Origin of the sequence: Plectonema radiosum NIES-515, assembly GCF_025753815.1 — a bacterium.
Lineage (GTDB): Bacteria > Cyanobacteriota > Cyanobacteriia > Cyanobacteriales > Nostocaceae > Hassallia > Hassallia radiosum_A.
Genome location: NZ_JAOWRF010000250.1, coordinates 21,606 through 37,141 on the forward strand (window position 1 = coordinate 21,606; position 15,536 = coordinate 37,141).

The window sequence follows — 15,536 nt, forward strand, 5'->3', positions numbered from 1 at the left end:
GCGATACCCAACGATACCCTCGATAGAAGGCTGTCCAATTTTGTCCAGTTTTAGTGCAGGGCCATGACTCGCGAGTGGCTCAATCTTTTTTGGGTGTTTTTGCTCGCGATTACCCCAGACGATAGCGAAGCACTGACAAGTCAGTTCGCGCACCAAAAATTTAGACAGCGGTTTTTATAACGATCTCCTACAGAGGAGCGATCGCACACCAAAAATTCAGACAGGGGTTTTTCTGACGATCGCCCCCCCTCAACGGATACTCTAAATCTTCCTCTTCTAGATAAAATTCAACGCTGATTTTAAATCTTAGTTTTCCTTTTTTCCAACCTTTAGAGCCAAGGTTGAGAACTTCACAATAGACCTCTTGCATAAATATTTTTTTCTCACGCAAAGGCGCAAAGGCGCAAAGAAGATAATGAAAATAAGGACTTTTGCAAGAGGTCTAATCTATACCTTCTTTCAAACAATTATCATAAGTAGCATAACAACCATCAGGATGCATTTTATCCGGATTAATATTCAGACCTTTAGACTTTAATTCATTAATAAATTTTTCTGCTACTGAGCGATTAGATGATTCATTTACTGCTTTTCTGAGTCTCCCAATTTTGAATGTATGTATCATCTCCAAAAGCCAAAACATCTTCATCATGGCAGTTTACGAGTTTAGATACATCTTTCATATTAATCTCCATTATTGAAAATAATCTGACAACTATACTCAACAATTGTATTCGCATCAAATATAAATTGTCAGTATATAAGTATTCCAATAAATAAATGATCCAAAGCTTGTCCGAAGCGAGCGTAACGTAGTGAAGAGAAGCAATCGCAGGGACTTTGAGATTGCTTCTCCTGTCGGAGATGCTGCGCGAACATTCCGCTTCGCTCCATTCGCTTCGGACAATTGGGCATTTTTTTTACTTGGAGTACTCTATAGACAAAACGCCCTCAGAATAGAATTCTGGGGCTATACAAACAAAGTCCGCATGACAAGGACTTAAAACTCAAAATAACTCTTATATTTGCGTGATAAAAAAAGATATTTAACCGCAGATGAACACAGACAAACACAGATAATTACCTGTGTTTATCTAAGCGCATAAACAAAATATTAACGAATTAAATTCCGAAAAACCTCTGCGCTTACTTTGCGTTCCTCTGCGCTTAAAAACGCTACAAATTCACCCTTAAATTCTAACCCTCCTCTACAACATCCGATACCAGAAAACCATTACTCAAAATAGCATCCGAAACCTCATAAATTTTCAGCGAATCATCAACTAAAGGTAACAAACAATCATATAATCGCATCGCTTGCAAACAACTATTAATTGCCGAAACCGCTGAATTATACCCCTCAATCTTTTGTTCAACAGCAGATAGTAACCGTCGATTATTTAATATTTTATTCTCAGCTTCTTGTGCAAGGGTTTCTTCCAAATAAGCACGCGCATGAGAGTATTGTTGCAAAATTTCATCTGCTTGCTTATCTGCCATTGGTAACAAATGACTTTTGATAGTTTGGTTCACAGTCTGGCGGAAATTTTTGCGGATGGTTTCGGATACTTTCGGCTCAAAATCTAACTTCAATAATTGCCTAATTGCGGGTTCAGCTTCAACCATGCTTTCGCAGTCGTAACCTTGAGAAGTTTGCAGCAATGTTTGCCGAAACTGATATATTGAAAAAGTGCCTTCATCGTAAAATCTGGGACTTTCTCTGACAAAGCGATCGCATTCAACCCGTGCTGCATTTACAAGAGCTTCAGAGACGGCTTTTTCTAACGCTTTTAACTCAACTTCAATTCCGCCATCATTACCTAATAAGCGATACAATTGACGGTAATATTCAGATTTACGAATTCTTTCCATCAACCCTTGAAATAGATTAGCTATTACTTCCTGTGAAGACTCTACTAAAATATCTTCCAACTGATTCGCCAAATAATAAAAAGCCTCTACTAAAATAGCAATTAATGGTGCAGTCGCATTACGAGGATGAGTCAAAGTTGCGCGTCGATAAGCATTACTCACAGAAAAGGTATGTAACAACTCATCTAAACGGTGAGTCATGCGTAATTGCAAGTGACGAAAATCATCTTCAAAAGCATCACAAGCGTTATTAATGACGTTGTTTACTTCTTCTGTCATATGCTGGCGAAAATCATTGCCAACTTGCTGTAATTGCTGATTGAGGCGTTGTAATTCCTGCGTTTTCATCGCTTCAATTTCTCGCGGTTGACTATCTAATTCTCGCTGTATAGATTGGTAATGTTTTTTGATTTGGATACAAACATCTTCCAAATCGTCGGCGAGATTTTTGAATAGTAACGGACGCTTTTCTTCGGTAAGATAGCGAGTAATGGCTGTTCTAAATCCTTCAATACCGCTATCTTGAATTAGTTGATTAATTAATGGCATTCCCTGTTCAGCAATAATTCTCACATAATTCTCATTCGGAGTTTCAAAACTGTTAACCGAAATTCTAAATTGACTAGGTGATAACTTACCAGAGTTTGCACAATAACGATTGAACTCATTCACAAATTGCGGCGTTTGTTCGTTATCATTCTGTGAGGGCAGATAAACCCCGTTCCTACTAGCCAAAATCGAATCTAAACCAAATCTATCTTGTAGGCTTGTCTGTTTAATTTGACTGCCGTAAAATCCTAGTAAAGCACTAGTTTTATAAACTCTAGTTGTATCTCGAAACTGCCCATTAATCAAATCATCCAATCTTTGTCTTAGCTGGTTGTTGTACCAAGTTTCATCAATGCGGTTGAAAATATAAAATACGCGATCGCGAATTCCCCCATTCCCTCGCATCGTTTCCAAAAGTTCCGTTTCTTCCTTCGTCATATCACCCGCTGAAGCCGGTTTCAGCACACACACCACCGCAGATGTATCAGAATGTTGAATTTTCGCGTAAGTTAACTGTGCATCTTTTTCAACTGGTGCATCAATTCCTGGTGTGTCGATAATCACATTTCCATCCTGCAACAAAGGATGATGACAGTAATATTCAATGCGTTTTAAAACAGCACTGTTGCTACCACGACGTGCATATCCAGCAGCTTCCTTCAAATTAGAAAAATTAAATTGCTCCATCGAATATATGGCATTATTAACTGTATGAATGCGTTCTCTATTTGCCACATATCCATCAAGCAATAAAATTAACGCTTTCGCTTGTTTCGCACGTTCCGATTTATTCTCACCACCCTCTTGCTGAATAATTGCTTCACATCCTTGATGCAACAAATCAATCACTTCAACTTGATTTATATTGACTCCTACCTTAAATCCCAACAGTTGACATAAACAAGTTGCTTGTTCTCGAATTTCAACTTCACTTAAAAACGTTAAAACAACTCGTTCTTTATTAACTTCCGCATACTCAATTTTGCATTCCGTGCCAGTAGCATGTCCCTCTGCACTATATAACAATTCCCGCTCCAACAGCGCATTAATTAGCATCGACTTACCTGCGCTAAATGCACCCGCAAACACAATTTCAAACTTCGGAGAAATCGCTTTACCCAAAGAAGTTTGCACTGATGTAATATCATGCGATCGCAAACTTGCTTCTTGCTGTAAAAGTTTTAATATAAACTCAACTTGTTCTTTCAGATTTTTACACTGAAGCGGTAGATATGACATCTTCGACACCTAAAAATATATTAATATAGTTTAAGAATATTTCTCTACTTAATGGTTCAGTAAAATTACTAGCTTAATTTCTCATTCCTAACCGCACAAAAATGAAAATCTATCCCCTCAGACTCAAACCCAACCAAGATTTAAGACAAAGTTTAAAAAACTTCGCCAATCAAGAAAATATCAAAGCAGGTTTTATATTAAGCGCTATTGGTAGCCTCAAACAAGCAAAAATCCGCTTTGCAAATCAATCAGATAGCATATTATTAATAGAAAAATTTGAAATTCTTTCCCTCAACGGAACAATAGCAACTTCCGGCGTACATTTACATATTGCTATTTCCGATAAACAAGGTAAAATTATCGGTGGACATCTTGACAATGAATGCATCATTTACACAACCGCCGAAATAATAATTGGTACAACAGAACAATTCATCTTCAATAGAACTATCGACGAACAAACAGGCTATAAAGAACTAGAAATCATCCCCAATAACTCTTAACCTCTCTTCCCTCCTTCTCTGCGTCCTTGGCGCCTCTGCGGTTCGTATTCTTATCAGTAGTAAGCGATTTATCGCTTATTATGAGCACTCTTCGTGCTCACTACGAATTAAAATTTACATTTCCTTTTCACAACACCATCAGTCAAAGTGTCACATAAGAACAATTTAATAAAACTGTTGGCATCATACTAATAATATTATGACCGCCATAGCAATCCACATAGTGATTCGTGAACGGTGGTAGGTGGGGATTGTCTTCTGCGTTACATCCATCTCTGCTCACCCTGTCAAGTCACAACATAAAATGGAGTATTGCTATGACTAAACGGCATTGGAGATTGTCATGGTATTAGACAATTTTCGCCGAAAATTACGCCAAGAAGCACAAAAATGGCGGGATGAAGGAATTATTAGTTCTTCATGTTACCAAGACCTGGGAAAACGTTATCAATTTGATAACCTGGAAATAGCTGCACGCGATCGCTTCGTTTTTCTTGTCATTGCGATCGGCAGCATTTTGTTAAGCTTAGGCATAATTACCTTTGTAGCCGCAAACTGGCAGGCATGGTCACGAGATGTCAAATTTGTGATTTTGATCAGTTTGTTTTTCGCAACTACCATCACAGGTTTTTACTCTTTTAGAGAACCTACATTTAATGCCGAAGGAAAAAAGCAACCACGCAGCAAACAACTATTAGGAGAAAGTTTGCTAATTTTAGCTGCTTTGATATTAGGTGCAAATATTGCGTTGATGGCGCAAATGTTTAATATCAGCGGTTCAACTTCCCAACTATTTCTTTGGTGGGGGTTGGGTGTTTTAATCATGGCATATGGACTTAATTTGACTTCCTTGGGAGTCCTATCAATCATCCTCATCCAAATAGGATATTGGACGGGATTAGGAGAATTGTCTTACTCTGCAACTGACTTCAGTTGGTCGCGATTATTGGTGCAACACATGCCATTATTTATTTGGTTACTGTTTGTACCCTTAGCTTATTTATGTCGATCGCGTTGGATATTTGCACTCGCAGCGATCGCCTTTACCATCTCCTTACAATTCAACCTCAATCCTCTACAACGTTTAGCTTACTCTAATAATTCAGCTCCTTGGGTTGCATCTTTTGCTTTTGCACTTCCAGCCGCACTATTTTGGAGTTACGATGACCTACTATTCCCCACAATCAATTTTAGGTTATTTCAACCCCTCGCCCAAAGTCTCTCGCTATGGTTTTTCGGAACCCTATTTTACGTCCTTTCCTTTTATTGGGTTTGGCAATATCCATCTTCCGGATTTTATCCCCTAACAACCAACTCACAAATTCAGTCATTTCCCCTAATTGATTTAGGAATCCTCAGCGGTTTAGTAGTATTGCAATGGCTGTTTATGCTGCGTTATCGCAACAGCCTAACCCGTAGAGGAATGGATATTACCAATGTCTTTATTACCAGCTTTATTGTCATCGTCGCTTTGATACCTTTTTGGCATCAAGCTGTTACTCGTATTCCCGGTTTAGCAGTTTTTATCTTCAATATTCTTCTGGGAATATTTGCCTTTGGACTAATGCGGCACGGCATAGAATACGGTGATAGACGCACATTTTGGGGCGGAATGCTGTTATTAACCCTGCAAATTATTAGCCGCATGTGGGAATATGACACCGACTTAATTTTCAAATCATTTGTCTTTGCTATGTGCGGTGTCGGTATAATTAGCGCCGGACTTTGGTTTGAACGGCGTTTAACAGTTAGGAGTTAGGAGTTAGGAGTTGGGAGTTGGGAGTTTGGAGTTGGGAGTTGGGAGTTGGGAGTTTGGAGTTAGGAGTTAGGAGTTAGGAGTTAGGAGTTAGGAGTTAGGAGTTGGGAGTTTGGAGTTGTAGAGACGCGATATATCGCGTCTCTACGAGTTAGTAGTTATACCATTTATTGCACGAAGATGCGCCTAATTAGCCTGGGTCGGCAATAGCCCCACCCTTCGCTTGGTGAGGGCAATGTAGAGCAACCATCAACCATCAACCATCAACCATCAAAAATGAAAAGCAATTCCAACGAATCTAACAAATCTTTGACACCGGAAATGGAATTTTCCAAAAAGGTGACTTTTGACGATTACATTCAGGCAAATGAACAAAAATCAACAAAGCCTTTACCATTTTTGCGGCTGATAGTTCCGCTGCTGATTCAAACAGCATTGATTATGGCAATACCATTTCAAGCGATGTTTACTCATTTCACTGGTAAAACAGTAATCTTGCAAACTGTACCAGTCAACCCTAACAATGCGCTACAGGGAAATTCGGTGAACCTTGATTACAACATCGCTCGTTACGACACTTTGAGAAGATTACCAGGATGGCAAGAATTAGTTAGACGCCGTTCTAATAGAAACAGACAATACGTTTCTTTAGCTGAGGGAACCAATTTTTATGTGACTTTGCAAGAGCAAGAATTTCCAGATTCTCGTAATCCTAGGGCTTGGAAGCCGGTGCGGGTTAGTGCTAATCCCCCTAGAACTTTAGCGGCAAATCAGGTAGCTTTAAAGGGTGTTTATGAGAATAAAGCTATTAACTATGGTATAGAATCATATTCCATCCCAGAAGACCAAAGGCAGCAAATTAACAATAATCTGTTTCAGGCAGAGCAAACCCAACAAAGACGGCAACAACCGATTTTAGTTGAAGTTAAAGTAGATGCAGAGGGTAACGCTGTCCCCGTTAGTATGTGGGTACGCGATCGCAACTACCGCTTTTAATCTTCACGTTTTAACTGCCATGCGGCACCAAAAGCTGCCCCAGCCCCAGCTAGCAAACCAGTACTCATTCCTTCTATAGTTTTGTTAATGGGGTTTCGGGTCAAGCATTCACTCGTCACGGTGTCGGCTTGCAAGCAAATAGTGCTTTCTGCCCAACTTGCCGTACCTCCTAAAACTACACCGGTGACACTACAGGAAACAATTAGCAGTAAAAGGCGTTTGATTTTTCTATCCATAGAGGGTTGTGGAAAATCTTCTTGATGGTATAGGACTCTCAACTACTTTACACATACGTGGAAATAATGTCAGCTGTTCGTGTCTAAAAAAAGCGATCGCAATCCATAATACCGTTTCGGCTTTTGCTTACCCAGCCGCAACCAAAACCCATACCCAAGCCCGCTGAGTGCTCATTACCGCTTCTCGCTTTTTCTGGGAGAAGTTAGGTTTTTCCTTGGGACGTTGCCAGATGAAGATTACCCTGGTCTGATCCCTGACCTAGAGTTCATTTAAACCCCAATCAAACAAGTTCTCTAGAAACATAGATTTATGCTCATCTTCGCCTGAATATGCATAGAGCGATCGCGCCACTTGCAAACAGTAACCCAATAGTAGTAAAATTACACCATAAAGATTACGGCTGTACCTCTGTTTATTGTGCTCAAAGCTAGTTAAATAGAAGAGTTTTCCCGAAAATACAGACCTAAATTATACACAGTAGTTCATCTCAGATGTGTCCGTAATACCTGTATAAATCTTGCTAGTTGCTTGATCCTAAACCCAAACTATTTATCAAGTTGCAACCGAAAGCTACCTTAGGGGTAGAAGTCAAAAAACATTATAATATTTAGTCTGTTCATTAAGAGGCAATAGCCTGAACAAGAAATATATCTATACATTTTGTTGGTGAATTGTCTAAGGTGTAAATTTCAGGTGAACATAGAAAAGTTTATTCAACGGACAGAAGCATTCCACAGGCGTTTAGCAGATTTGAACCAAACTGCCAATGCATTGCCTTGGATAACGTCGGACATGTTACCCCAAGCTTTTAAGGAACTCGGTAGCAACTCCAGAATGTTGCAGTTGGCAGCGGAGGAATTATATTTACAAAATGAGGAATTAATCCGTACACGAGGTTTGCTAGAAGCAGAATGCCAACGCTACCAGAACTTATTTGAGTTTGCACCAAACGCCTATTTATTAACTAATATTGAAGGCATAATTCAAGAAGCTAACGGTCTTGCCACTAGATTGCTTAACGTTCCCAAACATTATCTAATAGGCAAACCATTAATTAACTTTGTTCCTTTAGAAGAACGTCGGCGCTTTCGCAATGAATTAAGTGAAGTATTTCGCTCAGACAGCAGTAGAGAATTATTAGTGCGCTTGCAGCAGCGCGATGGCAAATCTTTTCATTCAGCTTTGACAATAGCCGCTGTTCGCAACGAGTACGGTAAACCGATAAACTTACTTTGGGTGTTACGTGAAATTCCTGAGAGCGAGCAACCCCAATTACCTAATAATGAATTTAACTTCAGCAAAAACCGCTCTAGATATGAACATTGTAAAGGAGAAACTATAAGCCTCAACCCATCACAAATTTTTTATGTTTGTCAGGGTTTAGTTAAACTTAGTACATTTTGTGAAACTGGCGAAGAAGTGCTGACAGGATTAGCAAGTGAAAAAATGGTTTTTGGCTCTAGTTTAACTTCTTTACAAACTTACGAAGCAACAGCCCTGACGGAAGTTGAGTTAGTTTCAATTGATGTTGCAGAAATAGCACAGTCTCCGGCATTGAGTCATGCGCTTTTACCAAAATTTAATCAAAGATTGCGGCAGACAGAATCTTTTTTAGCTATTTCCGGAAGGCAACGAGTGCAAGATCGTTTACATTATTTATTCCGACTTTTGAAACAAGAAATCGGTCAATCTATCCCGGAAGGATATCGCTTAAATGTTCGTCTCACCCACGAAGAACTTGCTAGCGCTTGTTGTACTACCAGAGTGACAATTACGCGATTGATGGGGAAGTTACAACAAGAAGGTGTAATTAGCTTTGATTCAAAAAAGCATATAATTTTACAAAATTTGAGTTAGGGTAATGGGCATGAATGTGAAAAATTAAAAATTCACGCATTGAAGAAAGTTTGACTATTATCTCAAGCCCCACCGAAACTGAAGCTACGTGTAGACTGCTGCGATCGCCTATTTCTTTGGGAGAAGGGATTTTAAATCCTTTAATTGAAGATAAAGAGGTTTTTTTAACTAATTGGTATTGAAGAAATGCGATTAATTTTATACAGCAAACCAGGTTGCCATTTATGCGAAGGGTTGCAAGAAAAGTTAGAACAAATCCTACAGACGCGAAATACGAAGTCTGTACAACTGGAAATTCGCGATATTATGACTCGTGATGATTGGTTTGCTGCATATCAGTATGAGGTGCCGGTGCTTTATGTAACGAACCGCAGAGACACAGAGGAAGCAGAGGAGCAGATGATACCGCGTCCTTCGCCGCGTGCAACCGTGTCACAATTGGAAAAAATGCTCCGGAAGTATTTATAGGTGTTTGATAAACTGAAAAATAGTGCAAAATAGGCGCAATGTTAGCGGGTGACGAGGTTAGTAAAATGAAGCTGCGTGAATTATTAACGGGTGTAGAGGGGATTGGACAATTACCTGGAGATTCAGCGATGGATGTAGAGGTAAAGGGTTTGAAGACGAATTCTCATGCTTGTGGTGTGGGAGATTTGTTTATTGGTATGCCAGGAACACGGGTTGATGGTGGGGAGTTTTGGGAAAGTGCGATCGCATCCGGTGCTGTTGCTGCTATTATCTCACCTGAAGCGGCAGAAAAAAATCCTCCCACGACTGACGTTTGTGTGATTGTTGCTCTTGATATCACTAAGGCTTGTGCTCAAATTGCAGCAGCCTTTTACAATTATCCTGGGCAAAAACTCAAACTGGTGGGGATGACGGGTACGAATGGCAAAACTACTACTACTCATTTGATTGAATATTTGCTGCACAAGGCAAATAAAAATACGGCTTTGATGGGAACTCTCTACACTCGTTGGGCAGGTTTTGAGCAAACTGCTGTCCACACTACCCCATTTGCGGTCGAGTTGCAGCAGCAGCTGGCATCGGCTTTAAATGCTGGCAATGAGTTCGGGGTGATGGAAGTTAGTTCTCACGCTTTGGCGCAGGGTAGGGTGATGGGTTGTCAGTTTGAGGTGGGGGTGTTTAGTAATCTAACTCTTGACCATCTTGACTATCACCGCGATATGGAGGATTATTTTGCGGCGAAGGCACTACTTTTCAATTCTGATTATCTCACGGGACGGGCGATAATTAACAGCGATGATGTTTATGGAAAGCGATTAATTTCGTCTTTGAATTCAGATAAAGTTTGGAGTTACAGTGTTAACGATTCTACGGCTGATTTGTGGATGAGTGATTTAAATTACGAGCCGAATGGTGTAAGTGGTACAATGCATACACCTCATGGTGAAGTTGCTTTTCAATCGCCTCTAGTCGGTCAATATAATTTAGAAAATCTCCTAGCAGCAGTAGGGGCTGTTTTACATTTAGGAGTCGAAGTGGAGTTAATTGCTTCTGTGATACCTGAGTTTCCGGGAGTTCCCGGACGAATGGAACGAGTGCAAATTAGTTCCAAGCAGGAAATTAGCGTGATTGTGGATTATGCTCACACTCCCGATAGTTTGGAAAATTTGCTGAAAGCCGCACGTCCGTTTATACCTGGAAAGATGATTTGCGTGTTTGGTTGTGGAGGCGATCGCGATCGCACTAAACGTCCGAAAATGGGTAAGATAGCTGCTGATTTAGCTGATGTAGCTGTGGTGACATCAGATAATCCGAGAACTGAAGACCCAGAACGAATTTTAGCAGATGTTTTGGCGGGAATTCCTGATACAATTAATCCTACAGTTATATGCGATCGCGCTACTGCCATTCGCACCGCAATTTTACAAGCTCAACCCGGAGACGGTGTGTTACTCGCCGGTAAAGGTCACGAAGACTATCAAATTCTCGGTACCGAAAAAATCCACTTTGACGACCGTGAACATGCTCGCAACGCTTTAGAAGAAAGAATCAAGACCTTGGGTAATATCTAATAGACATCTCCAGAAAAGAATGTAGAGACTCCGGACGATCGCGTCTCTTGGGGTTTGGTTTACGCATATTAAAAGAGCGTTCGATGTCTATTAGACACACAAAGTGAAAATGAATGTAGAGACGTAGCACTGCTACGTCTTGTAGGGGTTCTGGATAACTCCTAATCCCCATTACCTATTCCCATTTATTTGCGGAATTAACTTTAATTTAACTGTAGTAAATAATATAATATAAATATCCGGGAAGAATCATGAAAAAAATATTCTTTAGGAGATATCTGTCTGTATTCTTGGCATTAGGGCTATCTGTTAGCTGTAGCAAAGTTTTGCTTGCTCAAACACAGTCAGCTTACGACCAGTATATGCAACTTGGTTACGCCGCAACTGCTCAAAGAAATTATTCAGGTGCTTTCAATTATTTCCAGCAAGCATTACAGCAACGTCCTGGAGATATATACGCAAGTACAGCAGTAAATAACATTCAAAGTTATATTAAAAATCGTCGTCAAGCTACTTTAGGCTTTGTTTCTAGCATAGGGCGTCCTGGTAGACGCCAATCAGCAGCATCACGGGCAGGATCTTGTGTGGAAACCGGACAATCTCTTACACCCCTGACACCAAAAACAGATCCGCAACTAACAACAGCAGCGTATCCAAGTTTCTTTGTTTATGTTCCGCAAAACTCTGCACAAGCGTTAGAGTTTGTTTTACAAGATAATACCACCAACCGGGAATTATACAAAACAACCTTAAAGCCCAATAAACAATCTGGTGTTGTTCGTGTTAATTTCCCGAATAATGCAAATTTACCATCTTTACAAAATGGCAAAGAGTACGCTTGGAGTTTTTCGGTAGTTTGCGATACTCAAAGTCGTGATAAAGATATAGAAGTAACAGGCTCAATTCAACGCATTCAAGCTGACCCTAATTTAGCGATTCAGCTAGAAAAAGCACAACCCAGACAGCGTGCTGCTTTATATGCAACATCAGGGATTTGGCAAGATACTTTAACAACTATAGCAGATTTACGACGTACCAATCCTAACGATTTAGGAATTAAAACTGATTGGGAAGATTTGTTGAAATCAGTCGGTTTAGAAAAAATTGCTTCATCACCTTTACTATAGTGTTTCTTATAACCGTTATAAGAATGCTCGCTGAAAACCCTTGAAAAAGTGGCACGTGACATCTCTACAGCCTAGGACAAGGGTAGCTTCCCAACCTTAATGCCCACCTTATCTGCGACGCGCACTCGCGTTCGTGGGCTAATTAGGTGCATCTTCATAAAGAAATGATGCCGTACTCAAAGCAGCTACACATCCTTGTATATTGAAAGAACATTTCAAGGCAGGGCTAAAAGATTAGCAAAAGTCTATAGTTACTCCACAGCATAGGCTGTAAATTGACGTTTAAACGGTGAATGAAAACCAACCACAATATCAGAAGGAGGCACACCCAACTCAACTAATCTATCCGCAACGAGTTCCTCCGTACCGTTATATTGAATCCATATTTTCCCATTTACAATATCAAAATGCATCACCGGACCGAATACACGTTTATCTCCCTGCCACCCAACATAAGCTAATTGATAATGATCGTGCTCCAAATCAAAAATTAATTCAGGCTTGACAGTATCTTTCCCCGAACTAATTTGTGCATGTTCCGTCAAAATTTGTTTAATATGCTGCCGATATAAATCTATTTTATCCATTGTCTTATTTCCTCCTGCTTTGGGTCATAAATTATCAACTTCACTTGATAACGCTGAATAGCACGTTGGATAAAAGGAAGCTGAAAAAAGTCGAAGTAAGTTTCGGATGGAACTGCTAAGAAAAGGATTCTATCTGGTTCATTTTCCTCCAATGCTTGACAATAATTAAGGTATTGACCGAGTGCTGTGTGAAATTCGTTAATATCAGAGCTTGCTATAAAACTTTTAATTTCAACCGCTATTTTTTCTGTATTTCGTTCCGCAGCAATAGCGCTTTCTGCCGCTAAATCTATATGTACTTTTACTGCTTCGCTAATACGAATTATCAATGGGTCATTTGTAATTATCCACCCATCTTTAATTAAGGCATTTTTCACTTGTTGATGAAAAGCATCTTTAGCCATTTAATATTATATATTATTAATAGCAGCTTTTTTATCTCAAAAGGCTTTTATTGACAGCATGATAACACATGAGGCATGGGTGTAGCGAGGCTGTTGACTTTGTGATAAATCCCACGATAAATTTCAATACCCTCAGATATGAATCCTTACCGCAAGGAAATTGCGTTACTACTTCACAACGGCAATAAAACACTTTCCAAACTCTGTAAAACCTCTTCGGCTGACTGATATCTTTGGATATAGTCGTAAGCTATCATCTTATCTAACACAGTAGCTAATTTTTCACTAATATTATCTAGCTTGCACCAAATTACTGCATCGGCATGTAAGTCACCTTTGAAAATTAATGCTCCATGCGGATTTCTTTGAAATTGTCTTGGAGGTATTCCAGTTAGCGCTTCAATTCCAATCATTCCCAAAGCATAAATATCACTATTTAGTCTGGGATGCCCTAATAGTTGTTCTGGAGGAGCATAACCAGCAGTACCAATTGCAATCGATTGATTATCTTCAATTTGTTGAGATTGAATTTGCTTGACAGCACCGAAATCAATTAAAACTAAGCGATTATCTTGTTGTCGTCTAATCAGATTAGCCGGCTTGATATCTCGATGGATCACATGATGACTGTGAACGAAAATTAGCACCCGCAAAACATCTTGGAGTAAATCAATCACTTGCGCTTCTGATAGACGTTTACCAGATTTAATTTCTTCGCTGAGAGAATGTCCGGGAATAAATTGTTGCACTAAATAAAATTGTTGATTTTCTTCAAAATAAGCTAACAATTGGGGAATGCGATCGCTCTTACCCAAAAGTTCTAAAATTTCTCCTTCCGTTTTAAATAAACGTCTAGCGACTTCTAAAAATTCTTCATCTTGACGAGCGGGTTGCAAGTGCTTAACTACACATTCTGGATTGCCTGGACGCTGAGTATCTGAGGCTAAATAAGTTTTCCCAAATCCTCCAGAACCCAGAGGTTCAGTAACTTTGTAGCGTCGGTTGAGTAAAGTGTCTTTTTCAAACAGAGGAATTGCTGTCACATCATTATCTGTGTTTCCATCCCCCTGCAAAAGTGCTTGCAATAACTTGATGGTTCTTTCTTGCTCTCGAATTTGTCGTGCGATTTTTTCTTGCTCTCGTTTGTTGCAAAATGCGCTATAGGCAACGACACTTCCTGTCGCTACGATCAAACCTAATGCGGGAGAGACAACCGGAATCCATCCGGCTTGGGTAAATATGATATAATTGATTAGTAACAATAAAGTTAAAGTGACTCCACTCCCAAGAGTCAAACGCAGTGGATGTTGAATTCTCCATGCGATAATTCCTCCTGCTAAACTCCACACCCATATCCAAACAACTTCACCCCACTCAGGGAAAAACCAAAATAAAGGTTGTTTGTTGACGACAGCGCTGAGAATCTGACTCACCATTTGCGCTTGGACAACAACTCCAGGCATTTTTTGGTTATCTTGTTGATTGGCGCTATAAGGTGTGTTAAAAATATCTTTGATGCTGGGTGCAGTTGAGCCAATGAGAACGATTTTATCTTTGACTAAAGCTGGATCGATTTGATTTGCCAGCACTTCGCTAACAGTAACAAGTTTGACAGGGTTAAGAGAACGGTAATTCAGCAGAATTTGAAAGCCATTTGTATCTACTTTCTGATAACCTCCAGAGTCACTCTGTAACGGTTTAAATATAGTATTACCAATTTGCAGTTCTTTCTTGGCAGAAAATTTGGGTTGAATGTTTCCCAAATAGCGCAGTGCTAGTTGTAAGCTTAGAGAGTAAGGAGTTGCACAAGCTGAGGTGGATTCTGGTTGGATCAGTAGTAGATTTCGACGAATAATATCATCTGTGTCTGCAACGACATCGCTAAATCCGACTTGCTCTATTTGTGTTCCTGCTGGCGGTGGTGTGGGAGAATTAAGAGAATCAGAATGTTTGCAGACAGAAATAATGCGATCGCTCTTCTGGAAATGTTGCAGTAGTTTATCATGACCTGGCTCGACTCGCAAATCGCGAAAGATATCCAAACCAATTACTCGTGGTTGATATTGTTCTATTTTGGTAAACAGCTTATCGATAATTTCTCCTGATAATGGCCATTTTTGGAAGTTTTGTAAATCTTTTTCAGTTACTCCCACAACCAAGATGCGAGGATCTAAACCAGGATTGCCCCGCATTTGAATCATCCGGTCAAAAACCTTCAATTCTATTGGTTCTAGTATTCCCAAGCGCTGAATCCCAAAGAGCAAGATTGTCGCGATCGCACTAGAAATAATCGCCGGCTGGATGAGGAAACTTTTCACTTTTGCCAGCATAGTTTAGCACCTTTTGAGCTAACAGTTTTAGATTTGGTCT

General features: G+C 39.8%; 13 protein-coding genes and 1 pseudogene. 8 read left to right on the forward strand and 6 right to left on the reverse strand.

The annotated features are described in order from the left end of the window. Positions 1-187: 187 nt before the first annotated feature. Both OGM63_RS29850 and OGM63_RS17005 read right to left on the reverse strand, forming a co-directional pair. Positions 188-652: pseudogene (locus tag OGM63_RS29850) on the reverse strand (KGK domain-containing protein). A 545-nt stretch (positions 653-1,197) separates the two neighbouring features. Then, positions 1,198-3,660, reverse strand: coding sequence for a dynamin family protein (locus OGM63_RS17005; RefSeq protein WP_263746787.1), 2,463 nt, complete (start codon positions 3,658-3,660; stop codon positions 1,198-1,200). Between the two features lie 101 nt (positions 3,661-3,761). Here OGM63_RS17005 and OGM63_RS17010 point away from each other — a divergent pair, with 101 nt between their 5' ends. The 3 genes from OGM63_RS17010 to OGM63_RS17020 all read left to right on the forward strand — a co-directional run bounded on the left by OGM63_RS17010 (position 3,762) and on the right by OGM63_RS17020 (position 6,915). Then, on the forward strand, positions 3,762-4,163 hold the full coding sequence (locus OGM63_RS17010) for a PPC domain-containing DNA-binding protein (protein ID WP_263746788.1): 402 nt from the start codon (positions 3,762-3,764) through the stop codon (positions 4,161-4,163). Between the two features lie 343 nt (positions 4,164-4,506). Continuing rightward, positions 4,507-5,922 carry a DUF2157 domain-containing protein gene (locus OGM63_RS17015; protein ID WP_263746789.1) on the forward strand — a complete coding sequence of 472 codons (1,416 nt, stop codon included), beginning with the start codon at positions 4,507-4,509 and terminating at the stop codon, positions 5,920-5,922. Positions 5,923-6,195: 273 nt separating this feature from the next. Further along, a complete protein-coding gene (locus OGM63_RS17020) occupies positions 6,196-6,915 on the forward strand; it encodes a GDYXXLXY domain-containing protein (protein WP_263746790.1) in 720 nt (239 codons plus the stop codon). Here OGM63_RS17020 and OGM63_RS17025 read toward each other — a convergent pair. Then, positions 6,912-7,151, reverse strand: coding sequence for a hypothetical protein (locus OGM63_RS17025; RefSeq protein WP_263746791.1), 240 nt, complete (start codon positions 7,149-7,151; stop codon positions 6,912-6,914). The two genes, OGM63_RS17020 and OGM63_RS17025, sit on opposite strands and share 4 nt — an antisense overlap. A 694-nt stretch (positions 7,152-7,845) precedes the next feature. Here OGM63_RS17025 and OGM63_RS17030 point away from each other — a divergent pair. The 5 genes from OGM63_RS17030 to OGM63_RS17050 all read left to right on the forward strand — a co-directional run bounded on the left by OGM63_RS17030 (position 7,846) and on the right by OGM63_RS17050 (position 12,175). Next, the gene (locus OGM63_RS17030; RefSeq protein WP_263746792.1) at positions 7,846-9,009 is read left to right on the forward strand and encodes a helix-turn-helix domain-containing protein; all 1,164 of its coding nucleotides are present in this window, start codon (positions 7,846-7,848) and stop codon (positions 9,007-9,009) included. Between the two features lie 50 nt (positions 9,010-9,059). Beyond that, on the forward strand, positions 9,060-9,191 hold the full coding sequence (locus OGM63_RS17035) for a hypothetical protein (RefSeq protein ID WP_263746793.1): 132 nt from the start codon (positions 9,060-9,062) through the stop codon (positions 9,189-9,191). Positions 9,192-9,195: 4 nt separating this feature from the next. Further along, entirely contained in the window at positions 9,196-9,477 is a 282-nt protein-coding gene (locus tag OGM63_RS17040) for a glutaredoxin family protein (protein ID WP_263746794.1), read from the forward strand. A gap of 65 nt (positions 9,478-9,542) precedes the next feature. Beyond that, positions 9,543-11,048 (forward strand): UDP-N-acetylmuramoyl-L-alanyl-D-glutamate--2,6-diaminopimelate ligase, encoded by a 1,506-nt coding sequence (locus tag OGM63_RS17045; RefSeq protein WP_263746795.1) that lies wholly within the window; start codon positions 9,543-9,545, stop codon positions 11,046-11,048. 251 nt (positions 11,049-11,299) lie between these two features. Next, entirely contained in the window at positions 11,300-12,175 is an 876-nt protein-coding gene (locus OGM63_RS17050) for a DUF928 domain-containing protein (RefSeq protein WP_263746796.1), read from the forward strand. A gap of 251 nt (positions 12,176-12,426) precedes the next feature. On the opposite strand, the gene OGM63_RS17055 is transcribed toward OGM63_RS17050, so the two are convergent. The 3 genes from OGM63_RS17055 to OGM63_RS17065 form a co-directional block, all read right to left on the reverse strand. Then, on the reverse strand, positions 12,427-12,762 hold the full coding sequence (locus OGM63_RS17055) for a XisI protein (RefSeq protein ID WP_263746797.1): 336 nt from the start codon (positions 12,760-12,762) through the stop codon (positions 12,427-12,429). After that, complete coding sequence (locus OGM63_RS17060) at positions 12,750-13,166, reverse strand: XisH family protein (protein ID WP_263746798.1); 417 nt, start codon at positions 13,164-13,166, stop codon at positions 12,750-12,752. The genes OGM63_RS17055 and OGM63_RS17060 overlap by 13 nt, the downstream gene beginning before the upstream one ends. A gap of 173 nt (positions 13,167-13,339) precedes the next feature. After that, the gene (locus OGM63_RS17065; protein WP_263746799.1) at positions 13,340-15,496 is read right to left on the reverse strand and encodes a CHASE2 domain-containing protein; all 2,157 of its coding nucleotides are present in this window, start codon (positions 15,494-15,496) and stop codon (positions 13,340-13,342) included. Positions 15,497-15,536: the final 40 nt, after the last annotated feature.

Coding starts and splice junctions, on each gene's coding strand:
- OGM63_RS17005 (WP_263746787.1), bottom strand. CDS start 3,660: ATGTCATATCTACCGCTTCAGTGTAAAAATCTGAAAGAACAAGTTGAG.
- OGM63_RS17010 (WP_263746788.1), top strand. CDS start 3,762: ATGAAAATCTATCCCCTCAGACTCAAACCCAACCAAGATTTAAGACAA.
- OGM63_RS17015 (WP_263746789.1), top strand. CDS start 4,507: ATGGTATTAGACAATTTTCGCCGAAAATTACGCCAAGAAGCACAAAAA.
- OGM63_RS17020 (WP_263746790.1), top strand. CDS start 6,196: ATGAAAAGCAATTCCAACGAATCTAACAAATCTTTGACACCGGAAATG.
- OGM63_RS17025 (WP_263746791.1), bottom strand. CDS start 7,151: ATGGATAGAAAAATCAAACGCCTTTTACTGCTAATTGTTTCCTGTAGT.
- OGM63_RS17040 (WP_263746794.1), top strand. CDS start 9,196: ATGCGATTAATTTTATACAGCAAACCAGGTTGCCATTTATGCGAAGGG.
- OGM63_RS17045 (WP_263746795.1), top strand. CDS start 9,543: ATGAAGCTGCGTGAATTATTAACGGGTGTAGAGGGGATTGGACAATTA.
- OGM63_RS17050 (WP_263746796.1), top strand. CDS start 11,300: ATGAAAAAAATATTCTTTAGGAGATATCTGTCTGTATTCTTGGCATTA.
- OGM63_RS17055 (WP_263746797.1), bottom strand. CDS start 12,762: ATGGATAAAATAGATTTATATCGGCAGCATATTAAACAAATTTTGACG.
- OGM63_RS17060 (WP_263746798.1), bottom strand. CDS start 13,166: ATGGCTAAAGATGCTTTTCATCAACAAGTGAAAAATGCCTTAATTAAA.
- OGM63_RS17065 (WP_263746799.1), bottom strand. CDS start 15,496: ATGCTGGCAAAAGTGAAAAGTTTCCTCATCCAGCCGGCGATTATTTCT.